23 protein-coding genes are annotated in these 23371 nt (G+C 40.3%); all 23 read right to left on the bottom strand.

The features are described from left to right. Positions 1-91 precede the first annotated feature (91 nt). Entirely contained in the window at positions 92-1147 is a 1056-nt protein-coding gene (locus D7D50_RS03615) for a glycosyltransferase (protein WP_120701494.1), read from the bottom strand. Positions 1148-1157: 10 nt separating this feature from the next. Beyond that, positions 1158-2150: a stealth family protein gene (locus tag D7D50_RS03610; protein ID WP_120701493.1), complete on the bottom strand. Its 993-nt coding sequence runs from the start codon at positions 2148-2150 to the stop codon at positions 1158-1160. Then, positions 2147-3247 (bottom strand): UDP-galactopyranose mutase, encoded by a 1101-nt coding sequence (gene glf / locus D7D50_RS03605; RefSeq protein ID WP_120701492.1) that lies wholly within the window; start codon positions 3245-3247, stop codon positions 2147-2149. The genes D7D50_RS03610 and glf overlap by 4 nt, the downstream gene beginning before the upstream one ends. A 13-nt stretch (positions 3248-3260) precedes the next feature. Beyond that, the gene (locus tag D7D50_RS03600; protein ID WP_120701491.1) at positions 3261-4259 is read right to left on the bottom strand and encodes an acyltransferase; all 999 of its coding nucleotides are present in this window, start codon (positions 4257-4259) and stop codon (positions 3261-3263) included. Beyond that, a complete protein-coding gene (locus tag D7D50_RS03595; protein WP_120701490.1) occupies positions 4256-5677 on the bottom strand; it encodes a flippase in 1422 nt (473 codons plus the stop codon). The genes D7D50_RS03600 and D7D50_RS03595 overlap by 4 nt, the downstream gene beginning before the upstream one ends. 49 nt (positions 5678-5726) lie before the next feature. Then, positions 5727-6902, bottom strand: coding sequence for a polymerase (locus tag D7D50_RS03590; protein WP_174705352.1), 1176 nt, complete (start codon positions 6900-6902; stop codon positions 5727-5729). A 78-nt stretch (positions 6903-6980) separates the two neighbouring features. After that, on the bottom strand, positions 6981-7970 hold the full coding sequence (locus tag D7D50_RS03585) for a glycosyltransferase family 2 protein (RefSeq protein WP_120701489.1): 990 nt from the start codon (positions 7968-7970) through the stop codon (positions 6981-6983). Between the two features lie 17 nt (positions 7971-7987). Continuing rightward, on the bottom strand, positions 7988-8962 hold the full coding sequence (locus D7D50_RS03580; protein ID WP_120701488.1) for a glycosyltransferase: 975 nt from the start codon (positions 8960-8962) through the stop codon (positions 7988-7990). 133 nt (positions 8963-9095) lie between these two features. Then, positions 9096-10244, bottom strand: coding sequence for a glycosyltransferase family 4 protein (locus tag D7D50_RS03575; RefSeq protein ID WP_120701487.1), 1149 nt, complete (start codon positions 10242-10244; stop codon positions 9096-9098). Positions 10245-10246: 2 nt separating this feature from the next. Beyond that, positions 10247-11419 carry a beta 1-4 rhamnosyltransferase Cps2T gene (cps2T, locus tag D7D50_RS03570; protein ID WP_120701486.1) on the bottom strand — a complete coding sequence of 391 codons (1173 nt, stop codon included), beginning with the start codon at positions 11417-11419 and terminating at the stop codon, positions 10247-10249. A 37-nt stretch (positions 11420-11456) separates the two neighbouring features. After that, complete coding sequence (locus D7D50_RS03565; protein ID WP_023024690.1) at positions 11457-12830, bottom strand: sugar transferase; 1374 nt, start codon at positions 12828-12830, stop codon at positions 11457-11459. A 19-nt stretch (positions 12831-12849) separates the two neighbouring features. After that, positions 12850-13545 carry a tyrosine-protein kinase gene (locus D7D50_RS03560; RefSeq protein WP_023024691.1) on the bottom strand — a complete coding sequence of 232 codons (696 nt, stop codon included), beginning with the start codon at positions 13543-13545 and terminating at the stop codon, positions 12850-12852. Positions 13546-13557: 12 nt separating this feature from the next. Beyond that, positions 13558-14253 (bottom strand): Wzz/FepE/Etk N-terminal domain-containing protein, encoded by a 696-nt coding sequence (locus D7D50_RS03555; RefSeq protein WP_023024692.1) that lies wholly within the window; start codon positions 14251-14253, stop codon positions 13558-13560. Between the two features lie 42 nt (positions 14254-14295). Then, positions 14296-15027 carry a capsular polysaccharide biosynthesis protein Cps4B gene (gene cps4B, locus D7D50_RS03550; RefSeq protein WP_023024693.1) on the bottom strand — a complete coding sequence of 244 codons (732 nt, stop codon included), beginning with the start codon at positions 15025-15027 and terminating at the stop codon, positions 14296-14298. After that, positions 15020-16498: an LCP family glycopolymer transferase CpsA gene (gene cpsA, locus D7D50_RS03545; protein WP_042507535.1), complete on the bottom strand. Its 1479-nt coding sequence runs from the start codon at positions 16496-16498 to the stop codon at positions 15020-15022. The genes cps4B and cpsA overlap by 8 nt, the downstream gene beginning before the upstream one ends. Before the next feature lie 174 nt (positions 16499-16672). Further along, positions 16673-17539 (bottom strand): hypothetical protein, encoded by an 867-nt coding sequence (locus D7D50_RS03540; protein ID WP_174705351.1) that lies wholly within the window; start codon positions 17537-17539, stop codon positions 16673-16675. 150 nt (positions 17540-17689) lie between these two features. Then, on the bottom strand, positions 17690-19225 hold the full coding sequence (gene cls / locus D7D50_RS03535; protein WP_117744818.1) for a cardiolipin synthase: 1536 nt from the start codon (positions 19223-19225) through the stop codon (positions 17690-17692). 264 nt (positions 19226-19489) lie between these two features. Then, positions 19490-19912 (bottom strand): SP_0198 family lipoprotein, encoded by a 423-nt coding sequence (locus D7D50_RS03525; RefSeq protein WP_120701485.1) that lies wholly within the window; start codon positions 19910-19912, stop codon positions 19490-19492. Positions 19913-20034: 122 nt separating this feature from the next. Beyond that, positions 20035-21282: a bifunctional folylpolyglutamate synthase/dihydrofolate synthase gene (locus tag D7D50_RS03520; protein WP_120701484.1), complete on the bottom strand. Its 1248-nt coding sequence runs from the start codon at positions 21280-21282 to the stop codon at positions 20035-20037. Positions 21283-21657: 375 nt separating this feature from the next. Next, the gene (locus tag D7D50_RS03515; RefSeq protein ID WP_006595405.1) at positions 21658-21969 is read right to left on the bottom strand and encodes a DUF1292 domain-containing protein; all 312 of its coding nucleotides are present in this window, start codon (positions 21967-21969) and stop codon (positions 21658-21660) included. A 17-nt stretch (positions 21970-21986) separates the two neighbouring features. Further along, a complete protein-coding gene (gene ruvX, locus D7D50_RS03510) occupies positions 21987-22406 on the bottom strand; it encodes a Holliday junction resolvase RuvX (RefSeq protein WP_117744821.1) in 420 nt (139 codons plus the stop codon). Next, complete coding sequence (locus D7D50_RS03505; protein ID WP_006597020.1) at positions 22406-22672, bottom strand: IreB family regulatory phosphoprotein; 267 nt, start codon at positions 22670-22672, stop codon at positions 22406-22408. Before D7D50_RS03505 ends, ruvX begins: the two co-directional genes overlap by 1 nt. A gap of 141 nt (positions 22673-22813) precedes the next feature. Continuing rightward, entirely contained in the window at positions 22814-23365 is a 552-nt protein-coding gene (locus D7D50_RS03500; protein ID WP_120701483.1) for a hypothetical protein, read from the bottom strand. Positions 23366-23371 lie beyond the last annotated feature (6 nt).

Genomic DNA, 23371 nt, shown 5'->3' with positions numbered 1-23371 from the left:
TACTGTTCCTATTTTAGCATACCGAGAGGGATTCGAAAAGGTTTCTAGGCGTTTTTTCTACGGAATATAAAAAGGAAGCCTTTCTAGGCTTCTATTTTACAATTTTATTCAAGGCGTTTGTTAAATAACTTCCATTACGAATCTTTTGGCCAATCCTTTTTGCATTGACAAGCAAGTCTTGGTAGTCCTTATCGTCTAACTGTTCAAGCGCTTGAGAGAGATCATACAACGATTCCACTGCAATCCCACAACCATTCTCTAAGACAAAATGCGAGAGAGCAGACTGTTTCCAAACCACAAGTGGGAAGCCCGATGCCAAGTAAAGAGAGGCCTTGTGAGAGTTGTTGTAGCGAAGGTATTCACCAAATACGCCACTACAGGTCTCAGCGCTATCCCCGTCCCAGACAAGACCAAAGCCACCTTCAAGTGCTACAGGAAGCTCATCCGGCAGGAAGGAGCCAAAATAGGTCTCGTTGGCGAGAGCTCTGTTCTCATCAAAACCAACACCATAAAGATTGTAGGCCGGCCTAGCAGGCAATTGATAAAGGTAACCTGCTTTTTCTTGGGCTAAATTCCCTGCTACAATGATTGGCAGATTCTTCGTTAGCCCTGTCTTCTCTTGGAAGTTTGGAATCAAATAGTCGAAAATGCCAAGGCTAACAATCTTATCTTCCTCAACCCCTTTATCCACCAAAACAGATTTCATGATTGGATTATGGGCAATAATACCATCAGCTGCATCAAGAAGACCTGATTCTTGAATTTGAACTCGAATCTTATGCTTCAAAGGGATATTATCAACTTTAACATAACGAAGAGCTTCTAAATCATGGATAATAAAATGAACTTTTACACCCTTTTTCTGAACTTTCTTTACATGATGCGTTGAGAAAAAGCTATGGTGAAGCATGGGAAACTGGATCAATAACTCATCACCTTGTTTTAATTGATCCAAAGCCTGACCAAAAGCCTTAGATTTATGAAGCTGTGCTTTAAGTGTACTCATCTCGTACCAATTATCAACTGAAAGAACCAAGGCTTTATAACCTTCTCTCGTTACAATTTCTTCAACATCATTACGTGCCTTATTACCGGCATTTTTTACATTGTTATCGTGTAAAAACTCTTCTTTTAAATAGTATTTCATCTCTTATTTCTCATTTTTCAAAAGCTGATTTTTCAGGATAGCGTTCTTTCAAGATTTCCTTAAAACGAATGATATTCTCCTCTTTAAAGTCAACTTCATCATTCACACAAAGCAATTTTTTATGTTTATCTTTAAAGATACTCTCTAACCTATCTATTTGATGTAAATTAATCGTTTCACCAAAATTCTTTGATATAGGATAAAACTGATTACTTTCAATCTGCCAATACTGACAGATATATTGATTAACGTCTACTTCATAGTCTCTAATTTTATTTCGTGACGTTCTATCTAAGGTTGCACCCTCAATTTTCCACAAATACGCCAAGGTGCTTTTTTTCATAGGTGTAGCTAAATGGTTGTTCACATAGCCTGTTGGCCCCCATGGCAAGAGTAACAAGTTTTTCAAAACCAAATACCCATAGCGGTAATTAAAAAATTTCCAAGGCGAAGACTTTAGGGCCTTCTTATTAGGAAAATGACGATAAATTAACTCAACATTTTTGTAATAAGTATTTGTATATGATGACCAAGGAACCAAAGCATCATATACAGCAAATAGCTTAGGTTGACCATTTTTATAAAAATCCGAAGGTTGACTATCTCTAATCAAGTACACATCATCATTGAAATAGAGATAATTTTCCGACAAACCTTCAATCCGATGGAGGTTAAGCTCAATGGCCGCAGAATTATAGGTAGGTAGATACTCTTCAGGCATAAATTCCTTATGAGTAATCCATCTGAGTTTTGGATGATCTAAATTCAACCATTCAGGCTTTTGACCGTTGGTGACTAAGTAAACATTATTAACCCAAGGGGCATGCTTTTCAATCATTCGAAACCAGTAATTAAAAATTCCAAAATCACGGTATCTTAAATCTCCATCAACTAATTCGTTAGAAACTGAGATTCGGCCTGTTACTTCTTGTTTCTCACGGATAAACTCTGGATCACTACCATCAACCCAGAGAACCACGATATCAATCTTTTCTTGTGTCATTTAGTAAATTCTTTCTCGACGACTTCCAAGGCACGCTCAATGACCACGTGCATGTCGTAGTATTTATAGTCTGCTAGACGTCCACAGAAAATGACCTTGTCATTTTTAGCTGCTTCTTCTTGGTACTTAGCAAACATAGCATTGTTTTTTTCATCATTGATTGGGTAATAGGGTTCGTCTCCTCGTTTCCAGTCAGCTGGGTATTCACGGGTGATGACTGTCTTCGGTTGGGTACCATATTCGAAATGCTTGTGCTCAATGATCCGAGTATAAGGAATTTCACGCTCGGTGTAGTTAACCACGGCATTTCCTTGATAGTTTTCCTCATCCAAGGTCTCATGCTCGAACCGAAGGCTGCGGTATTCCAACTCCCCATGTTTGTAATCGAAGTACTGGTCAATCATCCCTGTAAAGACTACTTTTTCCGCTGACGCTTCCAGCTCTTCACGATTGGCGAAGAAATCAACCCCAAGTTCTACTTCTACATCACCCAGCATATTTTCGATAATAACATTGTAGCCTCCGATTGGAATCCCTTGGTAACGGTCGTTAAAGTAGTTATTATCAAAGGTCAAACGAACCGGAAGACGTTTAATGATAAATGGAGGCAGGTCTGTTGCAGAACGTCCCCATTGCTTCTCTGTATATCCCTTGATCAATTTTTCATAGATATCTGGACCAATCAACTTGATGGCTTGTTCTTCCAAATTCTTTGGTTCAACATCCTTCATATCAGCCGTTTGCTCTGCAATCTTGTCCTTGACTTCTTGCGGAGTCTTGGTTCCCCACATAGCGTAGAAGGTATTCATGTTGAAGGGAAGATTGTAAAGGCTCCCCTTGTAGTTAGCCACCGGTGAGTTGATATAGTTGTTAAACTCAGCGAACTGGTTAACATAGTCCCAAACTTTTTTGTTGGACGTATGGAAAATGTGGGCACCATACTTGTGAACATTGATGCCCTCAACATTTTCACAGTAGATATTTCCACCAATGTGATTACGCTTGTCAATCACTTTTACTTTTTTGCCACGCTTGGTTGCCTCATGAGCAAAAATTGCCCCCGATAAACCAGCACCAACAATCAGATAATCGTACATAGTTGTCTCCTATTTATAATTTAACGATTCGATTGAAATAAGGGATTTTCATTAATATTCCAACCACAATAAAACTTACACTCAATGTGAAGATGAGAAAAAGCAAATATGCTCCTGCAAAACTAAATCCAACTGATTTCTCCCACACTTTCATAACATATGTATGTATAATGAAAACACCCATAGTTTGATTAGAAAGATAGATTATCCATCTGTTTTTATCTGCATTTAAATCAAACGTCAGCACCGTCAAAAAAGTCCCTAGACTTATAACTTTCACAAAAATACTATCATAAAAATATTCAGCAAAAAGATTATGGTGAGTATTTTTCGCTAACATAAATAAAAATAATGGTGAAGCAAATAGCAAAACTACGGTGATTACTTTCATCCAACTTCTATAACACTTTTTAAGAGTATCCAAGTTAAATTGTGCTAGAAATCCACCTAAAATATAATAGAAAAACCAGGTCCATAATCGAAATGTCTGTATAACATAAACTTGCACTGGCATTTGAAGTAAAATATTTGTCAGCTCAAAAATCAAACCGATAATTACCAGTACAGAAAGAATCAACAAATACCGATTTTTTGATTTTAGAAATTTTTTCAAAATTGGTAGACACAAGTAAATAAGGATTAAAGCACCAAAAAACCAAAACTGGAAAAAATAACCTCTTTGTAACAAAGAACCCAAAACTTTTTTTATTGGGTTTTCTGGAAAATCCCTCTTATAAATCCAAATGATTAAAGTCCATGTCGATACGGTTACAAGAATCCATTTTATTTTTTGCAGGATGTATGAATAGCTTATTTCATTTTTTCCCAATAATAAATAGCCATTTACCATAAAAAATAGCGGAATTGAATAGGTACCTAAGTAATATAAATATGTTAAGTAATTCCAAGATCCAGTTTCTTTAAATCCTGGCATTGTGGTATGGAGTAGGACAACTCCTACACAAGCCATAATTTTAAGCAAATCTAGGTTCGTATTCCGTATTTTCTTCATTTCGATTGTTTTCCTATTATTTGTTTTAACTCTTTCACATCTACCACTTTCAGAACTAGAATAGCAAGCAGGTAAATGAGGCCACCAAGCACTGCATACACAAGAACATTTAAAGTAGGTGAAAAATGCAAGAATGGTTTTGCACTTAGCAACAAGCCATACATTATAGCAGATGCACATACAATTTTTGCCATAGCCCCAATAATCGGAACTTCCTTGAGGTAATGACGGGTATAGTACAATTGAATTCCCCAGACCAAGGATTCTGTTAAAACCGAAACAATGGCTGCACCGATAAAACCAAAGTGAGGCAAGAAGAGCAAATTCAACCCGACACTGACAATGGCAGGAACAGTGGTCGAAATCATAAATTCTTTGTTTTTATCATGCGGGATGAGGATTTGAATCCCCATGATATTGGTCCAGCCGATAAAGAACATTCTGAAAATCATGATGGCAATGGCATAACGCGCATCCTGGAAATCCTTTCCTAGGAAGAACTGAACAAAGTCATCATTGACAATCAGCATGCCGGCAATGATCGGGAAAATGACCAAATTATAAATCAAAAAGGACATTTGGTGCATCTTGTTGACAGCCTTGTGGTCCCCTGAGGATAAGAGGCTCGATACCCGAGGCAACATGACACTTCCCAGTGAGGTCACTAGGGTCAGCAAAATATTGACCAATTTCAAGGCCTGATCATAGATCCCCACATCCTTTGTAGAGGCGAGAGCCCCCAGCATGGTCCGGTCAAGGGTGACATAGAGGGAAATAGCAATCTGCGGTAAAAAAAGCAGAATGACCGGTTTTAAATGCACCCGTGCATAAGCCATATCAAAATGGGCTTTCCCAATAAATTCACGGGCGGGCAACCACATACTGAGCTGACCTAATAATTCAAAGATCGTTAGTAAGAATACATAGAGATAAAGATCATTAGCAGACTTAACAAACAAGAAGATGGAGATGACTCCAACCAGTTTGACCGTGATATTCCGAATCGTAATCTTGCGAAAGTCCTCTAAGCCCTGAAAGAGCCAGGAAATATCGAGCCCTTTTGATACTAAGCTAAGGCCCAAGATATAGGCAACAGGATTTTGCATGGAAGGAAGCGCCAAGCAAAGCAAGAGATAGAGTAAAATGGAGACAAAGGTCGCGCCTAACTGGAGAGTATAAATCCCCCAGAAATTCTTTTGGATGTCCTTGCGGTGTCCTGAGATCTCCTTGGTTCCATAATTGGCTACTCCTAGGGTCGCTAAAAGGATAAAGTAGGTGACAATGGAGTTGAAATAGCCGTAAGTCCCTAAGTCATCTGAACTAAAAACCCGTGTCACATAAGGTGTGGTGATAATCGGTAGAATAATCACTAGCAACTGGTAGGAGAGATTATAGGCGTAATTTTTAAGAACTTTCATAAGGATGTAACTCGTCTTAATCTTTCTTTTTAACTGGACTTAACTCTTTTTATTCAATTTTATTATCTGGATTCATAATAAACAATCGACTGATGAACAAAATTAATGGAGAGTAGCGAAGAACCAACATCTGAGGATCGAACATTCCATGGATAATCATAATTCCTAGGCAAGCCAGTACGATATCTTTTTGAATGGATATGAAATATTTCATAACTTTAGTAAGAGCAAACAACATGAAGGCACTGACAATCAAGCCATCAATAACCAATAATTGAACAAAAGAGCTATCAATATAATTGTAATTACTAGTGAAATTTCCAAACATATCAAGAGTTGTAAAGGAAATTGGTTGCCCTAACCAAGATACACCAAAATTTCGGAAACCATCCACACTGAGACGCAAACGATTATGCGTAAATTGATCGACTAAGTGAAATAAATTGCCAGATGAATAAAAACAAAAATACAAGATAACCGCTAAAGCTACAATAAAACCGTACTGCGCAAGTGCCTTTGACAAGAAATTTCCAATGATAAACTCTTTTTTAAAGATTTTAATACTCAACAAGGCATAGGTTAGTATCAAAATACTTAAGTAAAATGGACTAGATGTCGAAGTTTGTTGGTACATATAAATCGTAGCCAAGAGTAAGGCCAACAATTCAAGATACGAAATTCTTTTACCCCGAAACATCAGATAAGTACACAAGGCAAAGAACAGTCTCTGTGATGCAAATGATACATAGTTAAATCCTAGACTAAAACGGTAGCCACCATCTGCATTCATAAACATATTGGTAATCATACCTTTTTGACTGGCATAAATTGTCAAACAAAGCACCAGGAATGTCGCCACAGAAAAAGTTCCTAATAATCTCCTAAAATCAATATCTCTAGCGGAAAAAACAAGAAGCAACACATTTATATCTAACAATCCATCGCGATTTTTTGCAACTATAAACATTGCAATAAAAAATGCCGTTACTATTAATAATTGTTGCCAATGAAATCTAAAGTAATATAGCGTTTTCGGAAAGTTCATCAACTCCTTTATCAACAGCATAATAATTGTAAAGTAAAGGAGTAAACGATAAAGCGATAGAAAACCATCTAATCGAACAAAATAAGTGGTTGTGACTAACGAAGCGACAACAACCCATATAAACAAGGTAAATAAATAAATTTTTTCTGACATAAAACGATTGTTCATCACAACAGTCATCCAAACCTTTCAATCATGATCATATAGTCTTATTACTGGTATCTATAAAAACCTTTCACAACTAAATAGCGAATTTCCCTATTTTATCAAGGTTTGCAGTTTCTTTAAAAAAATTACTGTCAGATACATTCTGAAATGTAGTAACCGTCTAACTAGAGGGTGGAGTGGAGAAGTAGCTTTTTTTAACAAGGCAATCATCTCTTGATTTCTACACAAGACCTCAACATAGTGTCGTTTTTTAGAAAGAGACATCTTTTGCTCTGATATGTTCTGAATATTACTCATCAGGATGCGTGCCTTTATTTGATCTATAAATTGATCATCATGAATATTCCAGCTTGTCATCAACTGATCAACTTTTCCTAGTTCTTCCAATTGGTAGATCATACGATTAGGATTATACTGTCCCATCGCAGAATCTACTCTTCCTGAAATATAGACATAATAACCAGATTTCAGCAAGAAAACCGCATTAACATGCTGGTAAACATTCAGATTGAAACGAACATCTTCTCCTAATTCATAGGATTCAAAAACAATTTGATGTTCCTCCAGAAATTCTCTACGGTAAATTTTATTCCAAACAGTATACATCATGTCTGTTAACCATAATTCTTGAAAAAGCCCAATAAAATCACTTTTGTCTTTTTTTCCTTCAGTAGGGAGTATTTTTTCCGATCGATTTATTTCTGATAAGTTCTTTTCAATCGAATTATAGTAACTAAACACTACTAAGTCTAATTGTGAATCTAATTGACTTTCTATATCTGAAAATAGATTTCCCACAAGATAGTCATCCGCATCCACAAAACAAATGAACTCGCCTTTTGCTTTGGATAAGCCAAAGTTACGGGCTGAACCGACACCCTTATTTGGAATATGATAGGCTGTAATATTTGCAAACTGAGCCGCATAATCCTCACAGATTTGACCACTCTGATCTTTGGAGCCATTATCAATCAACAAAATTTCCAAATCCGCATAATTTTGAGCAAGTAGACTATCGATACAACGAGGGAGATAATTCTCTACATTATATACCGGTACAATGACTGAATACTTTATCATAATCTCCTAAATTTCTCTCACTTCATCCCTTGTATAGCGAAAGCCAGCTTTAATAAACGCATACGGTACAACAAATATTTGATTCTATTTGGAATAGATTTTATTTCACTACACGTCAATTTATTTTTTTCTAATTCCTGTTTCACTTCACTTGTAATATCACTATAATTTTTATGTAGTTTAGCTTTATATAAACTAGCCAGTATGTGCGTTAAACCATTTACATAATAAAGTTGTGAGATGTGGAACTCCTCTTGGTTCAATTGAGAACGAACAAAATCAGAATAAAAAACTTCTTTGTAGAACCCAAACATATCTCTAAACTTCTTCTCATTCCAAGACTGTGTAATGGAATCCGGGTTATCGATTAAGTAGTGATAGTACTTCTGATTTGTCGCATAAACCTTCTTTGCTGACAGAAAAAGCTTGTAATTTGTTCCAAGATCCTCATAGTATTTACCAATTGGAAACTGAACGTTATGATCAGTGAATAAGGATTTTCGATAGATTTTGTCATTAGCGAAACCAGTAATATAACTATGCTTCAGCATTTGCACAAAAGCATCTTTACCTTCAAAGACTTGAGTCTCTACTGGATCTGAAATGATCACATCTTCTTCACCCTTGACAAACTCACGATTAAAAGAAATAATATCAAATTTTTGAGATTCTAGCGCTTCTGCCAAGGCTATAAAGGTATCTGGCTCAATCCAATCATCGGAATCAGGAAAATAAACATATTCTCCTTTAGCCTGAGAAAGACCCGTATTACGAGCATCTGAAAGTCCACCATTCTCTTTATGAATGACTGAAATAAAGTCATATGCTTTAACATAGTCATCACAGATTTGAGGAGAACGATCCGTACTTCCATCATCAACCAGTATGATGTCATAGTTTTTCCACCCTTGAATAAGGATGCTCTCAAGACAACGGTTTAAATACTTTTCGACATTATAAACTGGAATAACGACAGTTAAAAGTGGTTTCATATATTTTTCACCTGAACTTTTATTTTAGTCTGTATTTTCATAATCTGTTTTACTGACTTTACAACATTTAATAATAATGGTAATTCTTTAAAGCAGACAGGAAATAGTTCTATTTTTCAACCAATTTTATTTTTTAGTATTTCCTATACAACTCCGAAAAATTCCGAATATAACTTTGTAAGGAGAAGAGTTCTTTTTGACGTTTGACTGATGCCTTGCCAAATTGCTCTCTCTTCTCAGTGTTCTCGGCTAAATCTTGAATAGCCTTCGACAATTCTGCAGGCTGATTTGGAGTGGCTAGGAGACCGTTTTCACCTTCCTTAACCATTTCACAGACACCACCATGACGATAACCAACTACAGGTTTACCACAAGCCATGGCTTCTAGGACGACTGTTGGGAGAGGATCTGGATTGGTACTTGGCAAGACAAAGATATCAAACATATTATAGAGTTCTGTCGTCTTGCTATAATAGTTGATACGCTTGATTTGACCAGCTACCGGTGAGCCTGAGATTGCTTTTTCCAACTCATCAACACGCCACTCTTCACCCTCAAATGCACTACCTGCCAAAAAGGCAACTGCTCTTGGATTAGCCTTCAAGATCGGAGTCACAGCTTCTAAAAAGTCACCTTGCCCTTTCCAGGCATTCACTCGACCAACCATACCGATAACAAGCGCATCTTGTGCGATCCCAAATTGGTCACGGACAGAGCTAGCATCGATTTCATGATAGACGGCATTGTCGACCCCATTATAGATCACTTGAACCTGATCGTCTTTCACATAACGAGACTGTTTCACGTGGTTGGCTACAGCATTTGAAACTGTCACAATCGTATCCGCATAGCGCCCCATCAAAAAGTTGATGAAATCTGAAATTGCTTTTGGTTTGACGATAATTTCGTGCACATGCCAAATCAAAGGAAGTTTCAACTTCCGCTTGAGGTAAATTCCTTCAAGAACCGCTGTCGTGTTGTTGTGAACAAGGGTAATCCCATTTACTTTAGCATATTGAGCAATTTGCTTTGAATAACGATTATAGGAGCCAAAATACTCAAGAATTCCCTTAGGATTAAAATATTTACGGCGTAAGATTGGGTAATCAATGACTTTAACCTTAGCACCAACCTCTTCCAATGCACTGACTAAGACACCATCATTGGGTAAGATAACATGTGCCTCAAAAGCATCTTGATCCAATCCTTTAATAAGCTCTAACAAAACCTTGTCAGCGCCATACATTTCGGCACCAGCATGGAGATATAAAATTTTCTGCATTTCTATCCTTTAAATACTTTTTCGTAGTCTGTAACAATCTTTTCCCAAGTAAAGGCTTCAGAGATACGTTTACTTGATTTTTGATTGAAGTCTTCGATAGTTTGAGCATCCAATTGTTCAGCTTGATCAATAACGCTTGCCAATTGGTCTTTCTTCCAATAGAGTGCCCCCTCTTCACCGACTTCACGGTTAAAGCCAACATCTAACAAGAGGTTGAGTTTAGTAGACTCGAGCGCCTCAAGAAGTGAGGGATTGGTCCCGCCTACCTCATGACCATGGAAATAAGCAAAAGCATTCTCACGAATGTATTTGAGTAATTCTTGATCATAGACAGTTCCTACAAACTTCACTCGAGTATCTTGATCAAATCCAGTATCTTTACGCAACTGTTCATAGAACTTGTTTTGTTCCACATTGGTAATAAGGACAAAATCTTTCTGGGAGTTTGACCGCATAAAACCACGAATCATGGCCTCGTAGTTATTTTCAGGTACAAAACGTCCCACGACAAGATAGTAGTTTCCTTCTGAGACTTGCTTATCTGCAAACCAAGTCCGTACTTTCTCGTCCTCTTTGCTCAAGCTAGACTTGCTTGTATCCGTTCCATAGGCAATATAGATCGTCTTAGGTTGATACTTAGCGTAGTCCTTTTGAATATAGGCTTCGATGTTCTTGCTATCACAGATCAAAAGATCAGCGTGTTTAACCATGAGTTGCTCAGAAAACTTCCAGTACTTACGGACTGGAAGACTCCATTTCGCGCGAAGCCATTCATGACCATCTGGATTGACCATCAGAGTCCCTCCGATTGCCTTTATTTTCTTCTTGATTCCAGCGATGAAAGGTCCGATACGGCACGCTAGGACATAAAAGATAGGAGCTTGATCCTTGTTTTCTTTAGCCATTTCAATGGCCTTATTGAGAGCTGCAATATCATAAGCAATGGCACGCGCAGGACCGATATTAGGGACATCAATGTTATAACAGATAGCTCCATTATGCTCGAAAGTATCCGCAGTAATCCCTGATTTTGCAGAATTCTCCCGCATACAAGCCACATAGTATTGAATCTCTCGGTCTTGTTGGCACTCTGTCAGCTTTTCGACAAAGGTTTCAAAACCACCATATTTCGCTGGAATTCCCTTAGAACCCACGATATAAACTGACTGTTTCATTTTTCTCCTTACATGGAAAGGACGAAGCAGGAATTTCCTACTTCGCTCCATCTCGTTTAAACACAACTTTGATCGTTTTCAGCAAGATTTTAATATCTGACCAGATCGTCCAGCCATCAATATAAGATATATCTAAGCGAACGACTTCGTCAAAGTCTGTAATTTCGCTACGACCACTCACCTGCCAAAGCCCTGTAATACCAGGCTTAAAACTCAAGCGGCGTTTTTGTTCTGGAGTGTATTTCTCATACTCATCCACTGTTGGCGGACGGGTTCCAACCAGACTCATATCTCCCTTTAGAACATTGAAGAATTGTGGTAACTCATCTAGACTGGTCTTGCGGATAAAGCGCCCAATCGGCGTAATCCGAGGGTCATTGTCCATTTTGAACATGCCACCGGTCATGGTGTTTTGATCCAACAATTCTTTTTTCCGCTCCTCTGCATCGACATACATCGAACGGAATTTATAAAATTTGAAATAGCGCCCATTTTTCCCGACTCGTTTCTGGACAAAAATAGCAGGACCTCCATCCTTGCGAATCAAAGGTACCAATACAATCGCTACCAAGCCACAGATAACCAAGCCTACCAAGGAGCCACAGATATCGATCACACGTTTCGCGGTCACGTGGCTAGGTTTGTAGAAGTTAGTCGAGAAAGTGACGACATTGAGCCCAGCCACTTCTCGAATCCGTTTGTTGCCAGCAAAGTTCAAATCAAAAGCATTGAGGTTAACGGTGACGTCAATCCCCATAGTCTCAAATTGTGAGACATACTCACCAATGTCATACTCTTCACTTGGAAGATTGAGAAAGACTTCGTCTACCACTTCATAGGTCGCAAAGGTTAACAGGTCTTCCTTCGGAACAACCCGAACAGTTGGGTGTTGAAAGTTTGGGCGGTCCAATACTGTGACAGCTATTACTTCTCCACCGCTATCATTTGACGAAAGAAGCCGATCCAGAACTTTATCCAGACGAGAATTTGCCGTAATCAAGAGAATCTTGTGACTTCCTTTAAGGCTGTAATAGAAGCGTCGCCAATAGCGTTTGATGAGGTAGTTCATCAAATAAAGGACAAGAGTATGAATCACCAAAAAGTAAATCATCCCCCGACGAGAAAGGGAGAACTTCTCCTCCAAAAAGAAGCTCGAAAAACTGATGGCGAGCGCGAAACACAAGCTATATTTCAAAGTTTGTAAGAAATCAACTAGATGGCCTCGCTTGAAATAATCTTGGTTGTAATCGCTGACGTAGAAAGCTACGTAATGCAACAAATATAGATAGAAAATTGTATTAGAGTGGATTTCTGTCTCTGTCACAAAACTAAACACATAAGCCACAACTAAGACTGGTAAACTTTGAACAAAGGCCAAAGCAAATTTGTGAAATCCCCTTCCTTCTGTCATAATATCCCTATCCTATTCCTTATCTTTTTTTCCCATAATTGCCATAGTTCCCGTAATTACCATAGGAACCATATTTCTCTAATTGAATATCAAATTTATTAAGGACCACTCCTAGGAAAGGTGTCCCCGTCTGTTCCAGCTGCTCTTTGGCCTTCTGCACAGCCTTGCGACTCACAGCTCCTGCCGCCGTCACAATCAAGCTACCATCACAGCGTTGAGCAATAATCGCTGCATCAATCACCATCCCAATTGGTGGGGTGTCTACGATGATGTAGTCATAATGATTGCGAAGCGCCTCAACGATGACCTCGAAATTTTTACTTTGCAAGAGACCTGTCGGGTTTGGAGAAATCTGACCTGACAAGAGAACGTCCAGTTTTGGATAGTCTGTTGTCGCAATCGCTTGGGAAATCTCAGTCTTCCCAGAAAGTACTTCTGTCAATCCAGAGACACGACCTTGGCTCTTGAAGACACCTGTCATGACCGAGTTACGGATATCCGCATCAATCAACAAGGTACGATAGCCCGCACGCGCAAAGGCTGTCGCCAAATTCGTAGAGATGGTTGATTTTCCTTCGTTTGGTTGTACAGATGAGATGGCAACGACCTTAATATTGGTCCCACTCAACTGAATATTGGTACTCAAGGCATTAAAATACTCTTCAGCCTGAGTCATCGCTGTTAATTTGCTTTTTACAATTTCTAAGGTTGCCATGAATTCTCCCTCTTACAGTTTCTTCACATTAGGGATCACACCTAATAGAGTGATGCCCATCACTTCTTCGATATCTTCTGGTTTCTTCACACGGTCATCCAATACCTCTGACAAGATCACCAGAATAGAAATCAAGACACCACCAAGGACAAAGCCAATGACAACATTTCGTTTGATATTTGGTGAAGAAGGATTTTGCGGGACAACTGCCTCATCCAATGTTGTCACGTCAGACACCTTGGTTACAGCAATAATTTTTTCTGCCGCTACATCTTTCAAGCCATTCGCGATGCGAGCTGCTTCTTGTGGATCTGGGTCTGATGCAGTGATGGACAAAATCCGAGTATCTGTCGGAACTGCCACTGAGACTTTCTTAGCAAGCTCTGCTGGAGTCATTTCCAACTTCAACTCTTCAATGGCCTGGTTCAAGACATTTTGAGAAAGGATAATCTCGCGATAGTCTTTAACCAAATAGGATCCCGCTTGAAGATCTTGGTTAGTCAAGGCATTGTTTTCTTGGTTCTGACGGCTGACCACGTAGATACGGCTGGTACTTTGATAGATCTTTTTCGCTACAAAAGCGCTGTACCCTAGGGCTCCAATCGCAAACAGCAAGGCCGTAATGATAATTGAGAATTTACGACGCCATAAGGTTTTAAAGAGGGAGACCACATCCAACTCGATCTCTTTGCTCTCTTGGTTTTTCATATTCACTTTCTCCTTTTCAATCCCCGTGATGGAACTTGATTGTTAAAATAATTCGTTATCCAATAATGTTTGTTGATTTTCAACAAAGAGGGCACGTGCCCGGTCACTACCGTAGCGTTTTTCAATCAACTGATAAGCTTTTTCCATGTATGGAGGGCGCTGGTCGACATTGTGCATATCGCTTGCAACAAAATGGACCAAGTCCTTGTCCAAGAAATATTGGGCACGATGTTTCATGAACTTGTAGCGATCACCAAACAGTTTAGGCTTGAGGACACTAGAACTATTGATCTGGGTATAGCATCCCATTCGGATCAATTCCCGCACCCGTTTTTCATTCTTTTCCAAACAGTGGTACCGTTCAATATGGGCAACCACCGGAGTCACTCCTAAGCGCAAGACTGCACTTAAGGCTTGATGAATCTCCTTGTAAGGCGTCGCCATACTAAATTCAATCAAGGCAAAGCTGGTCTCAGCCAGCGTTGGAATGGTCCCAGCTTCTAGCTTTTCTAGGATATCTCGCGTATAGTAGATTTCTGCTCCGAAATGCAAGGTCATTTCTGGCAGATAGGTCTCCACCATCTCTTTTACTGCCAAGTAGTTTTGATAGATCTTTTCTTCTGGGGTTTCAAACATCCCTTTTCGACGATGAGATGTCGAAACGATGGTACGAACCCCCTGACGGTAGCTTTCCTCGATGAGGAGCTTGCTATCCTCAATCGTCTTTGGTCCATCATCCACATCAAAGACAATGTGTGAATGAATATCAATCATTGTTTTTTCCTTCCATGGTTTGGTTTATCTTTTCTTTGGCTTGTGCCACACTATCAGCATTCAGCTCCATCATGTAGAGGGCGGATCCTGGCATAGCATATGAAGGCAAATCATTTCGTCCTTGTCCAGTGACAGCTTGTGAAGTCACCTTGTAACTTCCGCCAGTCTCCAACTGGGTATTCACCAAATTCATAATCGTTGGCAAGGGCATATTGGTTTGCAAGGAATCTTGTAAACCAGAAATGATTTCATTGTAATTGCTCAATGCTTTGGTCGATGTTAATTTATGGATAATGGCTGCGATCACTTTTTCTTGGTTCTTCCCACGATCGTTGTCTCCACCTTCGAGAGAGTAACGTTCACGGACAAAGCCAAGGGCCTGTTCCGAATCCAAGTGGACTTTTCCTACAGGGAAGTGGTAGTTCCCGTGTAGACTTGTAAATTCTTGATCATTTTCTACATCAATCCCTCCGACTAAGTCGACAAGCTTCAAGAAGGAGGTGAAGTTCAAACGGACATAGTAGTCAATCTTGATGCCATACAGATTTTCTAGGGTATGAATAGATGCATCTACTCCATAAATCCCAGCGTGGGTCAATTTATCCCCTTGGTTGTTTCCGCCATCGGCGATCGGTACATAGGCATCACGCGGAGTGGTGGTCAACAAGACTTGCTTGGTCTTTCGGTTGACCGTCATAATAATATTGACATCAGATCGAGAAACCGAAGTGACTGGACCGTAAGTATCAATCCCACTGACATAGATGTTAAAGGTGTCCGCATTCGCATCCGCCTTAGCTTTGGTTTCAACTTGACGGCGAATCTTATAGGAGTAAATTTTCTTTAGTTTTTTCGCATAGTCAGCATCCACACTTGCAATGGTATCTTCAAAGGTACTATTCAAGGCAATGGCTTTTGTCTTGTCTTCTTGTAGGGCCTGGTAAGCTGCCACATAAGATTCCACATCTTCAATCGTCAAGTCATGCTGGCGCGTTTTCTTCACTTCCTCTACCAAGGCTTGAAGATCGTCTGCATTGTTATTCCCCGTAGGTGCCGCTACACTACTAATTTCTTTGATATCTTGGATTGGACTATCCGCTTTGACATAGACAGCCATTTCAAATTCCGTATAGTTGGCATTTCGGTTCACATTTCCAGCGACATCGACCAATTGCTGGGTAACATAGGTCCCCACGGAGGTCCCTAGCAAGCCCAGAACCAATAAAAATAGCGTCGTCTTTTTAGCCTTGCCTGCAAGGATCAAACCCAAGGTTAAAAAAAGTCCGCCAACTAGCAAGGCCGTCACAAGGATATTCAAATAACGGAAAGCTAGGATATTGTAGCTAAAGATATTATAAAGAAAGAGTCCAGCCACAAGTAGCGTTAAGACCCAGAGACCACTATTGACAATACGTAGCTGATCCCAACTGCTCGTTCTGGTTGAACGTTTGTTTTTTCTACTTCGATTCATTTCATCCCCCATACTATTTTCTTAAATATTATAACATAAAATCATCCTAAAAATCGGAATCTATGCCCAATTCTCCACTATTAATTTTATACTATTCTGAGCTCCCTGTACAGCAATACGGGAAAAAGAAATGGGAAAATAAAAAAGGTGAGTTTCCTCACCTTTTTTATGGGTTTATACTTTATCTTTTGAGGTTGAACCTGTGTCTGAATCCTTGCTAGTTGAAGAATCACTCTTTGAGGTATTACTTCCTTTACGAGTTTCAGCTCCATCAGCAGAGTATTCGTTTACAAAGATTTCCTTACGCAATTCAAGGAAGCTTTCATCACTAAGGATGTAACGTCCTTCTTTGGTTTTCGTCAATTCCAAAGTGTACTCGCGTGGTTCGATGTAACCAAAGTCTTCATTCAAGCGGTCAAAGGCATAATAGAACAAGAAGTTGTTCAATAGAGACAAGCGTTTTTCTAGATCTGGATCTGTGTTGTCTTCTAATTTTTTAACATCTTCAATTCCGTTTTCAAAAAGACTAGATTTTGCACGGTTGATCAAGTTAGCCAAGTCACGTGTTGCAATGGCACGAGATTTGAACGTAACTGTCGCAGTATCTCCTTCGTCTTCAACCTTAGTGATTTCATAGTCATCACCAATAGTTGCTAGCACTTTGAAACGAGCTTGGTCAAACAATTCTAAGATTTTTTCTGGCGTGAATGTTTCAGTTGAGAGTTCAAGTGTGAAGTCTTCTGCAGGTAGATATTTTGAGGCATTTTCATCAACAAATTTTTCGGTAATTTGTTTTTTCCACTTGTCAACTGACGTTCCCATCAAGGTTGTGAAACCAGAAGAATGGTCAGTGAAGATGGCACGAAGAATGATATCTCCATCTTTCTCAATTTGTTTTTTTGTTTTTTCCTCTTTTGACTCACTAGATTGTTCTACTTTATCCTCTTTGGCTGCTTTTTTCTCAGTAGCTGGCTTTGACGAACAAGCTGCCAACAACAACAAGCAGGCTGGTAAGACACCATATTTTACGAGCTTTTTCATAAGTTCTCCTTATTTTTTATAGATTATGTTCATTATACCAAAAATAGCCTCCCTGAACATTCTTAGACAAGCCTACGTAAATAAATTGTAATATTTTGTCTCTACTTCGTAATAAAAAAGACCCCTTCTCTTGCGGAGGGATCTCATCGCCTATAGCATGGGCGCAAATAACTGCATAATCTCTTTGATCAAATACTGGTACCAGGTGATTCGGAAAGTGTCCAATTTGATCTGCTGAGACACGGAGAAAATCTCTTCAAAATCAGTTCGGATCTTGGTCAATTCTGGGCTTCGATACATCCAGACAGCATTCTCATAGTGATGGACTAGACTCCGATAGTCAAAATTGATGGTCCCGACTACTGCGACTTCATCATCGGCCAATACTTGCTTGCTATGGATAAAGCCTGGAGTGTACTCATAGATTTTTACCCCTGCTTCCATCAGGTCTGGATAAGCCCCTCGTGTAACGATTTGGATCAACTTTTTATCCGGAATGGAGGGGGTCACGATGCGTACGTCAACGCCTCGGAGTGCCGCATTTCGAATATCTTCTGTCAAATCATAATCAATGATTAAATAAGGGGTCGTAATATAGACATAGTCCGTTGCCTGATTGATGATATTCTGATACACAGCCTTACCAACCTGGGACTTATAGATCGGTTTCGGTCCACTACCAAAGGGGATATAGAAACCTTCACCATCTACCGCTTGGTTTTCCATATGGTATTTATCAAAATCTTCAATTTCTCCCTGGTTAATGTACCAGTTCATGAGAAAAAGTCGCGTCAAGGCCTTGACGGCTCGACCGTCCAAGCGCACTGCACTATCCTTCCAATGGCCGAAGCGTTCTCTCTGGTTGATATACTCATCCGCTAGGTTGGCCCCACCTGTATAGCCAATCTGACCATCAATGACCAATATCTTTCTGTGGTCTCGGTTGTTATAGGACACCGTTAATCGTGGCACCACCTTGTTAAACTTATGGGCATCAATCCCTAACTTGCGCAAGCGTTTGGAATAGTTTCCCTTGAGGGTCGCCATACAGCCAATATCATCGTATAACAGCTTCACTTCGACCCCTTCTTTAACTTTCTCAAGTAGGATATCTAGGATGCTGTTCCACATCAGACCTTCCTCGATGATATAAAATTCGAGAAAGATAAATTTCTTGGCTGAGCGCAAATCCTCCAACAATTGTGGAAACATCTGATCCCCTAGTGGGAAAAAGGTCGAAGCTGTCCCGTTGTAGAGGTCTGCATTGTGGTCCATGGATAGAATAGACTTGACCACCCCATAAACGGCCTTACTCTCTTCCTTTAACTGGAGGCGAAGCTCGCGGCTGTTGTCCTCACGGAAATTCATGGACTCCATATTTTCCAACTGAACCATTTCTTTTTTGGACAGACGACGCTCCCCAAACATGAGGTAAAGAAGGGAACCAAAGACGGGGATGACGGCAATCAAGAGCCAGGTCACCTTGCTCTCTGGAGGCATATTGCGGTTGACGATCGCCAAAATGGTCGAGATATACAAGAGGACCATGATAGTGACAGACATCCAATTTGGGAACCATTCATTAAGCCAAAAGAAGGCCGCAAAAGACAGCCAGAGTTCGAACCCCATAAAGAGGATACTGAACCCATATTTGGACATTAACAATCGAATCTTTCGAAAACTCACCCTCATTCTCCTTCTTTTATAATCCCTACTAGTATACCAGTTCTAAGAAGGGAGCGCAAACCCGATAAAATGAAAAAGAGAGTGGGACAGAAATCGGTCATTCGTTAGAATTCGATTTCGTCGTCCCACCTCCGCACAGTTGAGTAGGGCTGTAAAAGCTGATGAAATCAGCCTAGTAGAGCCCACTCAACCACTGCGTCTTGCTCGACAATCCAAAGACAATTGAGAGGCTAGGACTTTTGTCCCAGCCTCTCTTCTGCTATTTTATTGCTTGGTCAGAACGATTGTATCCTGATCATCCAAGTCTTGGTCCGCTTCTTTCAGGGTCAATTGTTGCCCCTCCAATTGATAGCGGTAACCATCATCTCCGATAAAAATGATCTGGTTGGCAGCATCTAGCTTGACCTGTTTCAGCTCTTGCTCTCCATCTGCCTCTACAGCTGTCCAAGTCCCTGAATCACCAGTGATGACGAGAGTCACTTGATCACTTTCATCCATTCCCATATAGGTTCCGTCAAGACCAGTTTGGTTCACCTGCGGACTGGTTGTTGTCTGTTTAGAAGAAGTCGCCGTTGTTGTCGTCACACTTGATGGAGTATTCGTTTGCGATGGTGTTTGCTGATTTGAACACGCTCCAAGTAGGAGGACTGTAGCTGTTGCTAATAAAACAGTCATTTTCTTTGCCATGGATGGTCTCCTTTCGCGCCAACTTTTTTAACGGACTTCCCCGTTCATTTGTGGCTCACCTTTAGTATACGATAGAGGTAGTTTTCGGTCAATCTTTATGACTGACCGATGAGGGTTACTGCCTATAAAGGATTCTTTCCTTGCTCTAGTAGATAAGCGCGTACTTCTGAAATGAAGTAGAGTGAGCCAGTGACAAATAGCACCTCTTGGCCATCTTGTCGGCTATAAAAATCCTGTAAGTAATCTCTGAAATCAGCTACATAAGGATAGCCTAAGCCATCCGCCTCTTGGACAACTTCCCCATAAGCAAAGGTCGTCACCGTTAAGTCCGCCTCCGGCAAGTCTCTTGAAAAGATCTCCAACATCCCCTTGTAATCTTTGCGCTTTAACGCACCAAAGAGGATTTTCACCCGTTTATCTGAAAAGGTGCGCGCATATTCGACCAATCGATGGATAGCATGAGGGTTGTGAGCGCCATCTAGATAGACTCCTTGGCCAAAGCTTTCCAGACGACCCGGCCAGCTAGTCGTTTGCAAAGCCTCCCGAACACAGTTTTCATCGACCAGCTTCCCTCTCTGCTCCATAAAGAGGAGAAAGGCTTCGAGAGCCACCGTAGCATTCTCTTCCTGGTAAGCTCCATTGAGCCCCACTTTTAGTGAATCAAACCGATGCCGGGCATCTTGGAAGACACCCTTTACCAGTTGGAAATCTTCTCCATAGCGAGCTAGCGGACAGCCTGTTGCTTTGGCCTTTTCTATGCAGACTTGCTCAGCCTCTTCAGCCAGTGGACCAATAACAGCCGGCTTCCCTGCTTTAAAGATTCCAGCTTTTTGAGCAGCTATGGCCTCTAGACTTCCTCCCAGGGTCTCTTGATGATCCAGACCTACTGAGGTAATCACTGCTACTTCTCCTGTGATGACATTGGTTGTATCGAGAAGCCCTCCGATCCCAACCTCAATCAAGGCCAAGTCTACTTCTTGCTCATGAAAATACAAAAAGGCTAAGAGGGTGACAATCTCAAAGTAGGAGAGTTGGTCGTGAGTCTCGAGAAGCTGAGACTCCATTGCTTGGATTCTCTGACCCAAGCGAATCAGATCCTGATCCGAAATCGGTTGCCCATTTATACAAATCCGATCATGCATACTAACGATATGCGGAGAAGTAAAGGTCCCGACTTTCAGACCATGCTGCTGGAATAGTTGGCGCATAAAAGCAATGGTTGATCCCTTCCCGTTTGTCCCTGTCACATGGATCATCGGAACGGCTTCATGAGGGTTCCCTAAGAGCTTTACAGCCTGTTGCATGCGCCCCAAGCCTGAACGAAAATTGAGTCCAATCCGACTATTCATCCATTCTTCAATTTGATTCATTTCTTTCTCCTAAAAGAAAAGAGCGATCAAACCATATTACTGGCTCACGCTCCGCTATTTCTTTGATCGCTATTCCGCCGCTTCAAGTGTTTTTTGAAGCAAGGCTAAAAACATCCACTGGATGTTCCTGCGGTTTGTATTTCTTGCGCAGGGGTGATACAGTCTCCCAGACTTGCTTGCGTTTTTTGTTTCTAGCGCAAGGGTAAAAACGTCCCCCGGACGTTCCAACTCTTCTAATTTCTAGGAGTTGGGGTAAAAACATCCACTGGATTTACTTGCGGTCTGCATTTTCAACGCAAGGGTAAAAATGTTCACTGAACTTACCAACTCTTTCCAGTCTCTTGGAGTTGGGGTGATACAGTCTCCCAGACTGTATCACTCCTCCATAAAGCTGTTGAAGACTTCTTCAATCATGTTCCATTCATCATCTGAATCTTCTGGGATTGGTTGAAGGTCGCCTTCTGTTCCGTCTTCGTTTTCAGTAAATGAATATGCTTGGATTTCTACTTCACCATTTTCATCTTCTTCTGCATTTGCAGGGATCAAAAGAACATAGTTTTTACCAAACTCTTCTTTTCCATCAATGGTCAAAAGAATTTCAAACAAGGTTTCATTTCCTTGCTCATCCACCAATGTAATCAATTCGCGTTCGTCATGGTTGTGATCATGATCATGATTGTGTGCCATCTTATTTCCTCTTTTTTCTAAAATTTTCGATCTAAATAATTTTGTAAAATCAACTGGGCAGCCAATTTATCAATGACTTTTTTACGCTTATTTCGGCTGATATCTGCTTGCTCAATCAGCATTCGCTCCGCCGCAACGGTCGTCAAACGCTCATCCTGATACTCAACCGGCAAGTTGAATAACTCTTCAAGACGCTTCCCATAAGCTTGACTCGCTTCCACGCGAGGGCCGCTTGTGTTGTTCATGTTTTTGGGTAAACCAACGACAAAGCGATCAACCCGGTATTCCTTCACCAGTTCAGAGAGACGGTCAAAGCCAAACTCTCCTTTCTCCTCATTAATCTGAATAATCTCCAGACCTTGAGCAGTAAAACCTAATGGATCACTGATGGCTACTCCGACTGTCTTCGAGCCAACGTCTAGTCCCATAATTCTCATTAGAGATCGATCCCTTGCCCTTTCAAGTAGTAACGAACCAATTCTTCAACAATTTCATCTCGTTCGTACTTACGAATTTGGTTGCGAGCGTTGTTATAACGAGGTACATAAGCAGGATCACCACTGAGTACATAACCAACGATTTGATTGATTGGATTGTAGCCCTTCTCATCCAAAGATAAGTAGACATCCTTTAATGTATCACTAATTTCTTTACGGTTTGAATCGTCAAGATTGAAACGTACTGTTTCGTCTGTAAATCCCACAATACCACCCTCTTTCTTTATATTAGTACTATTATACCATAATTTCCATACCTTTTCAAACGAAAAATATTGATTTTACGGGCTTTCTTGGACTTTTTATCACTTATTTTTGAAAGCAATCTTCTGCATTTTTCAATGACATTATTTTACTTCTTTAAAGCCATTTTTTTCCATGTTTTTGATGAAGAGCGTTGGAGAGTAAGTCTTGATCATTTTGCAAATTTCTCCTAAGTCTTCACTGTTTTTAATGTCATCAAAGTCTACTTTATCAGGATCAATCTCAATCTCAGAGACCATTGCTTCACCTGTCCAATCTGATGTCACGGTAATCCCATCGTAGTCTCTTAGTTCATCAATGCCCCCTTCTCCTTCATAGCCCTCAATCAAGGCTCGCTTGGCACCCTCTTTATCATCCTCAGCATCGATCAACTTCTTGATTTCGGCTTTAAATTCATCCGACACATGAGTCGCTAGTTTGATTGAAACTTTCTTGTATTTCTTTCCTTGGTAGGATACTGTCACTGTAATTTCCTGTTTACCTACCTCGTCAACCTCATCGACATCTCTATCGATCTTAAAGGTCCGAGTGACGACGCTATCTTTCGATAAGGACTTGCCCCCTTTTGATTGAGAATTCCCACAACCGACCAAGACAAGCAATCCTGCAACGACTAGTAATAAAAGTTTTTTCACGTTTTT

This window comes from Streptococcus koreensis (genome assembly GCF_003627135.1).
In the GTDB taxonomy this organism is placed as follows: domain Bacteria; phylum Bacillota; class Bacilli; order Lactobacillales; family Streptococcaceae; genus Streptococcus; species Streptococcus ilei.
Note: the sequence above shows the minus strand (reverse complement) of the source record. Positions and strands in the feature narration are given on the sequence as shown.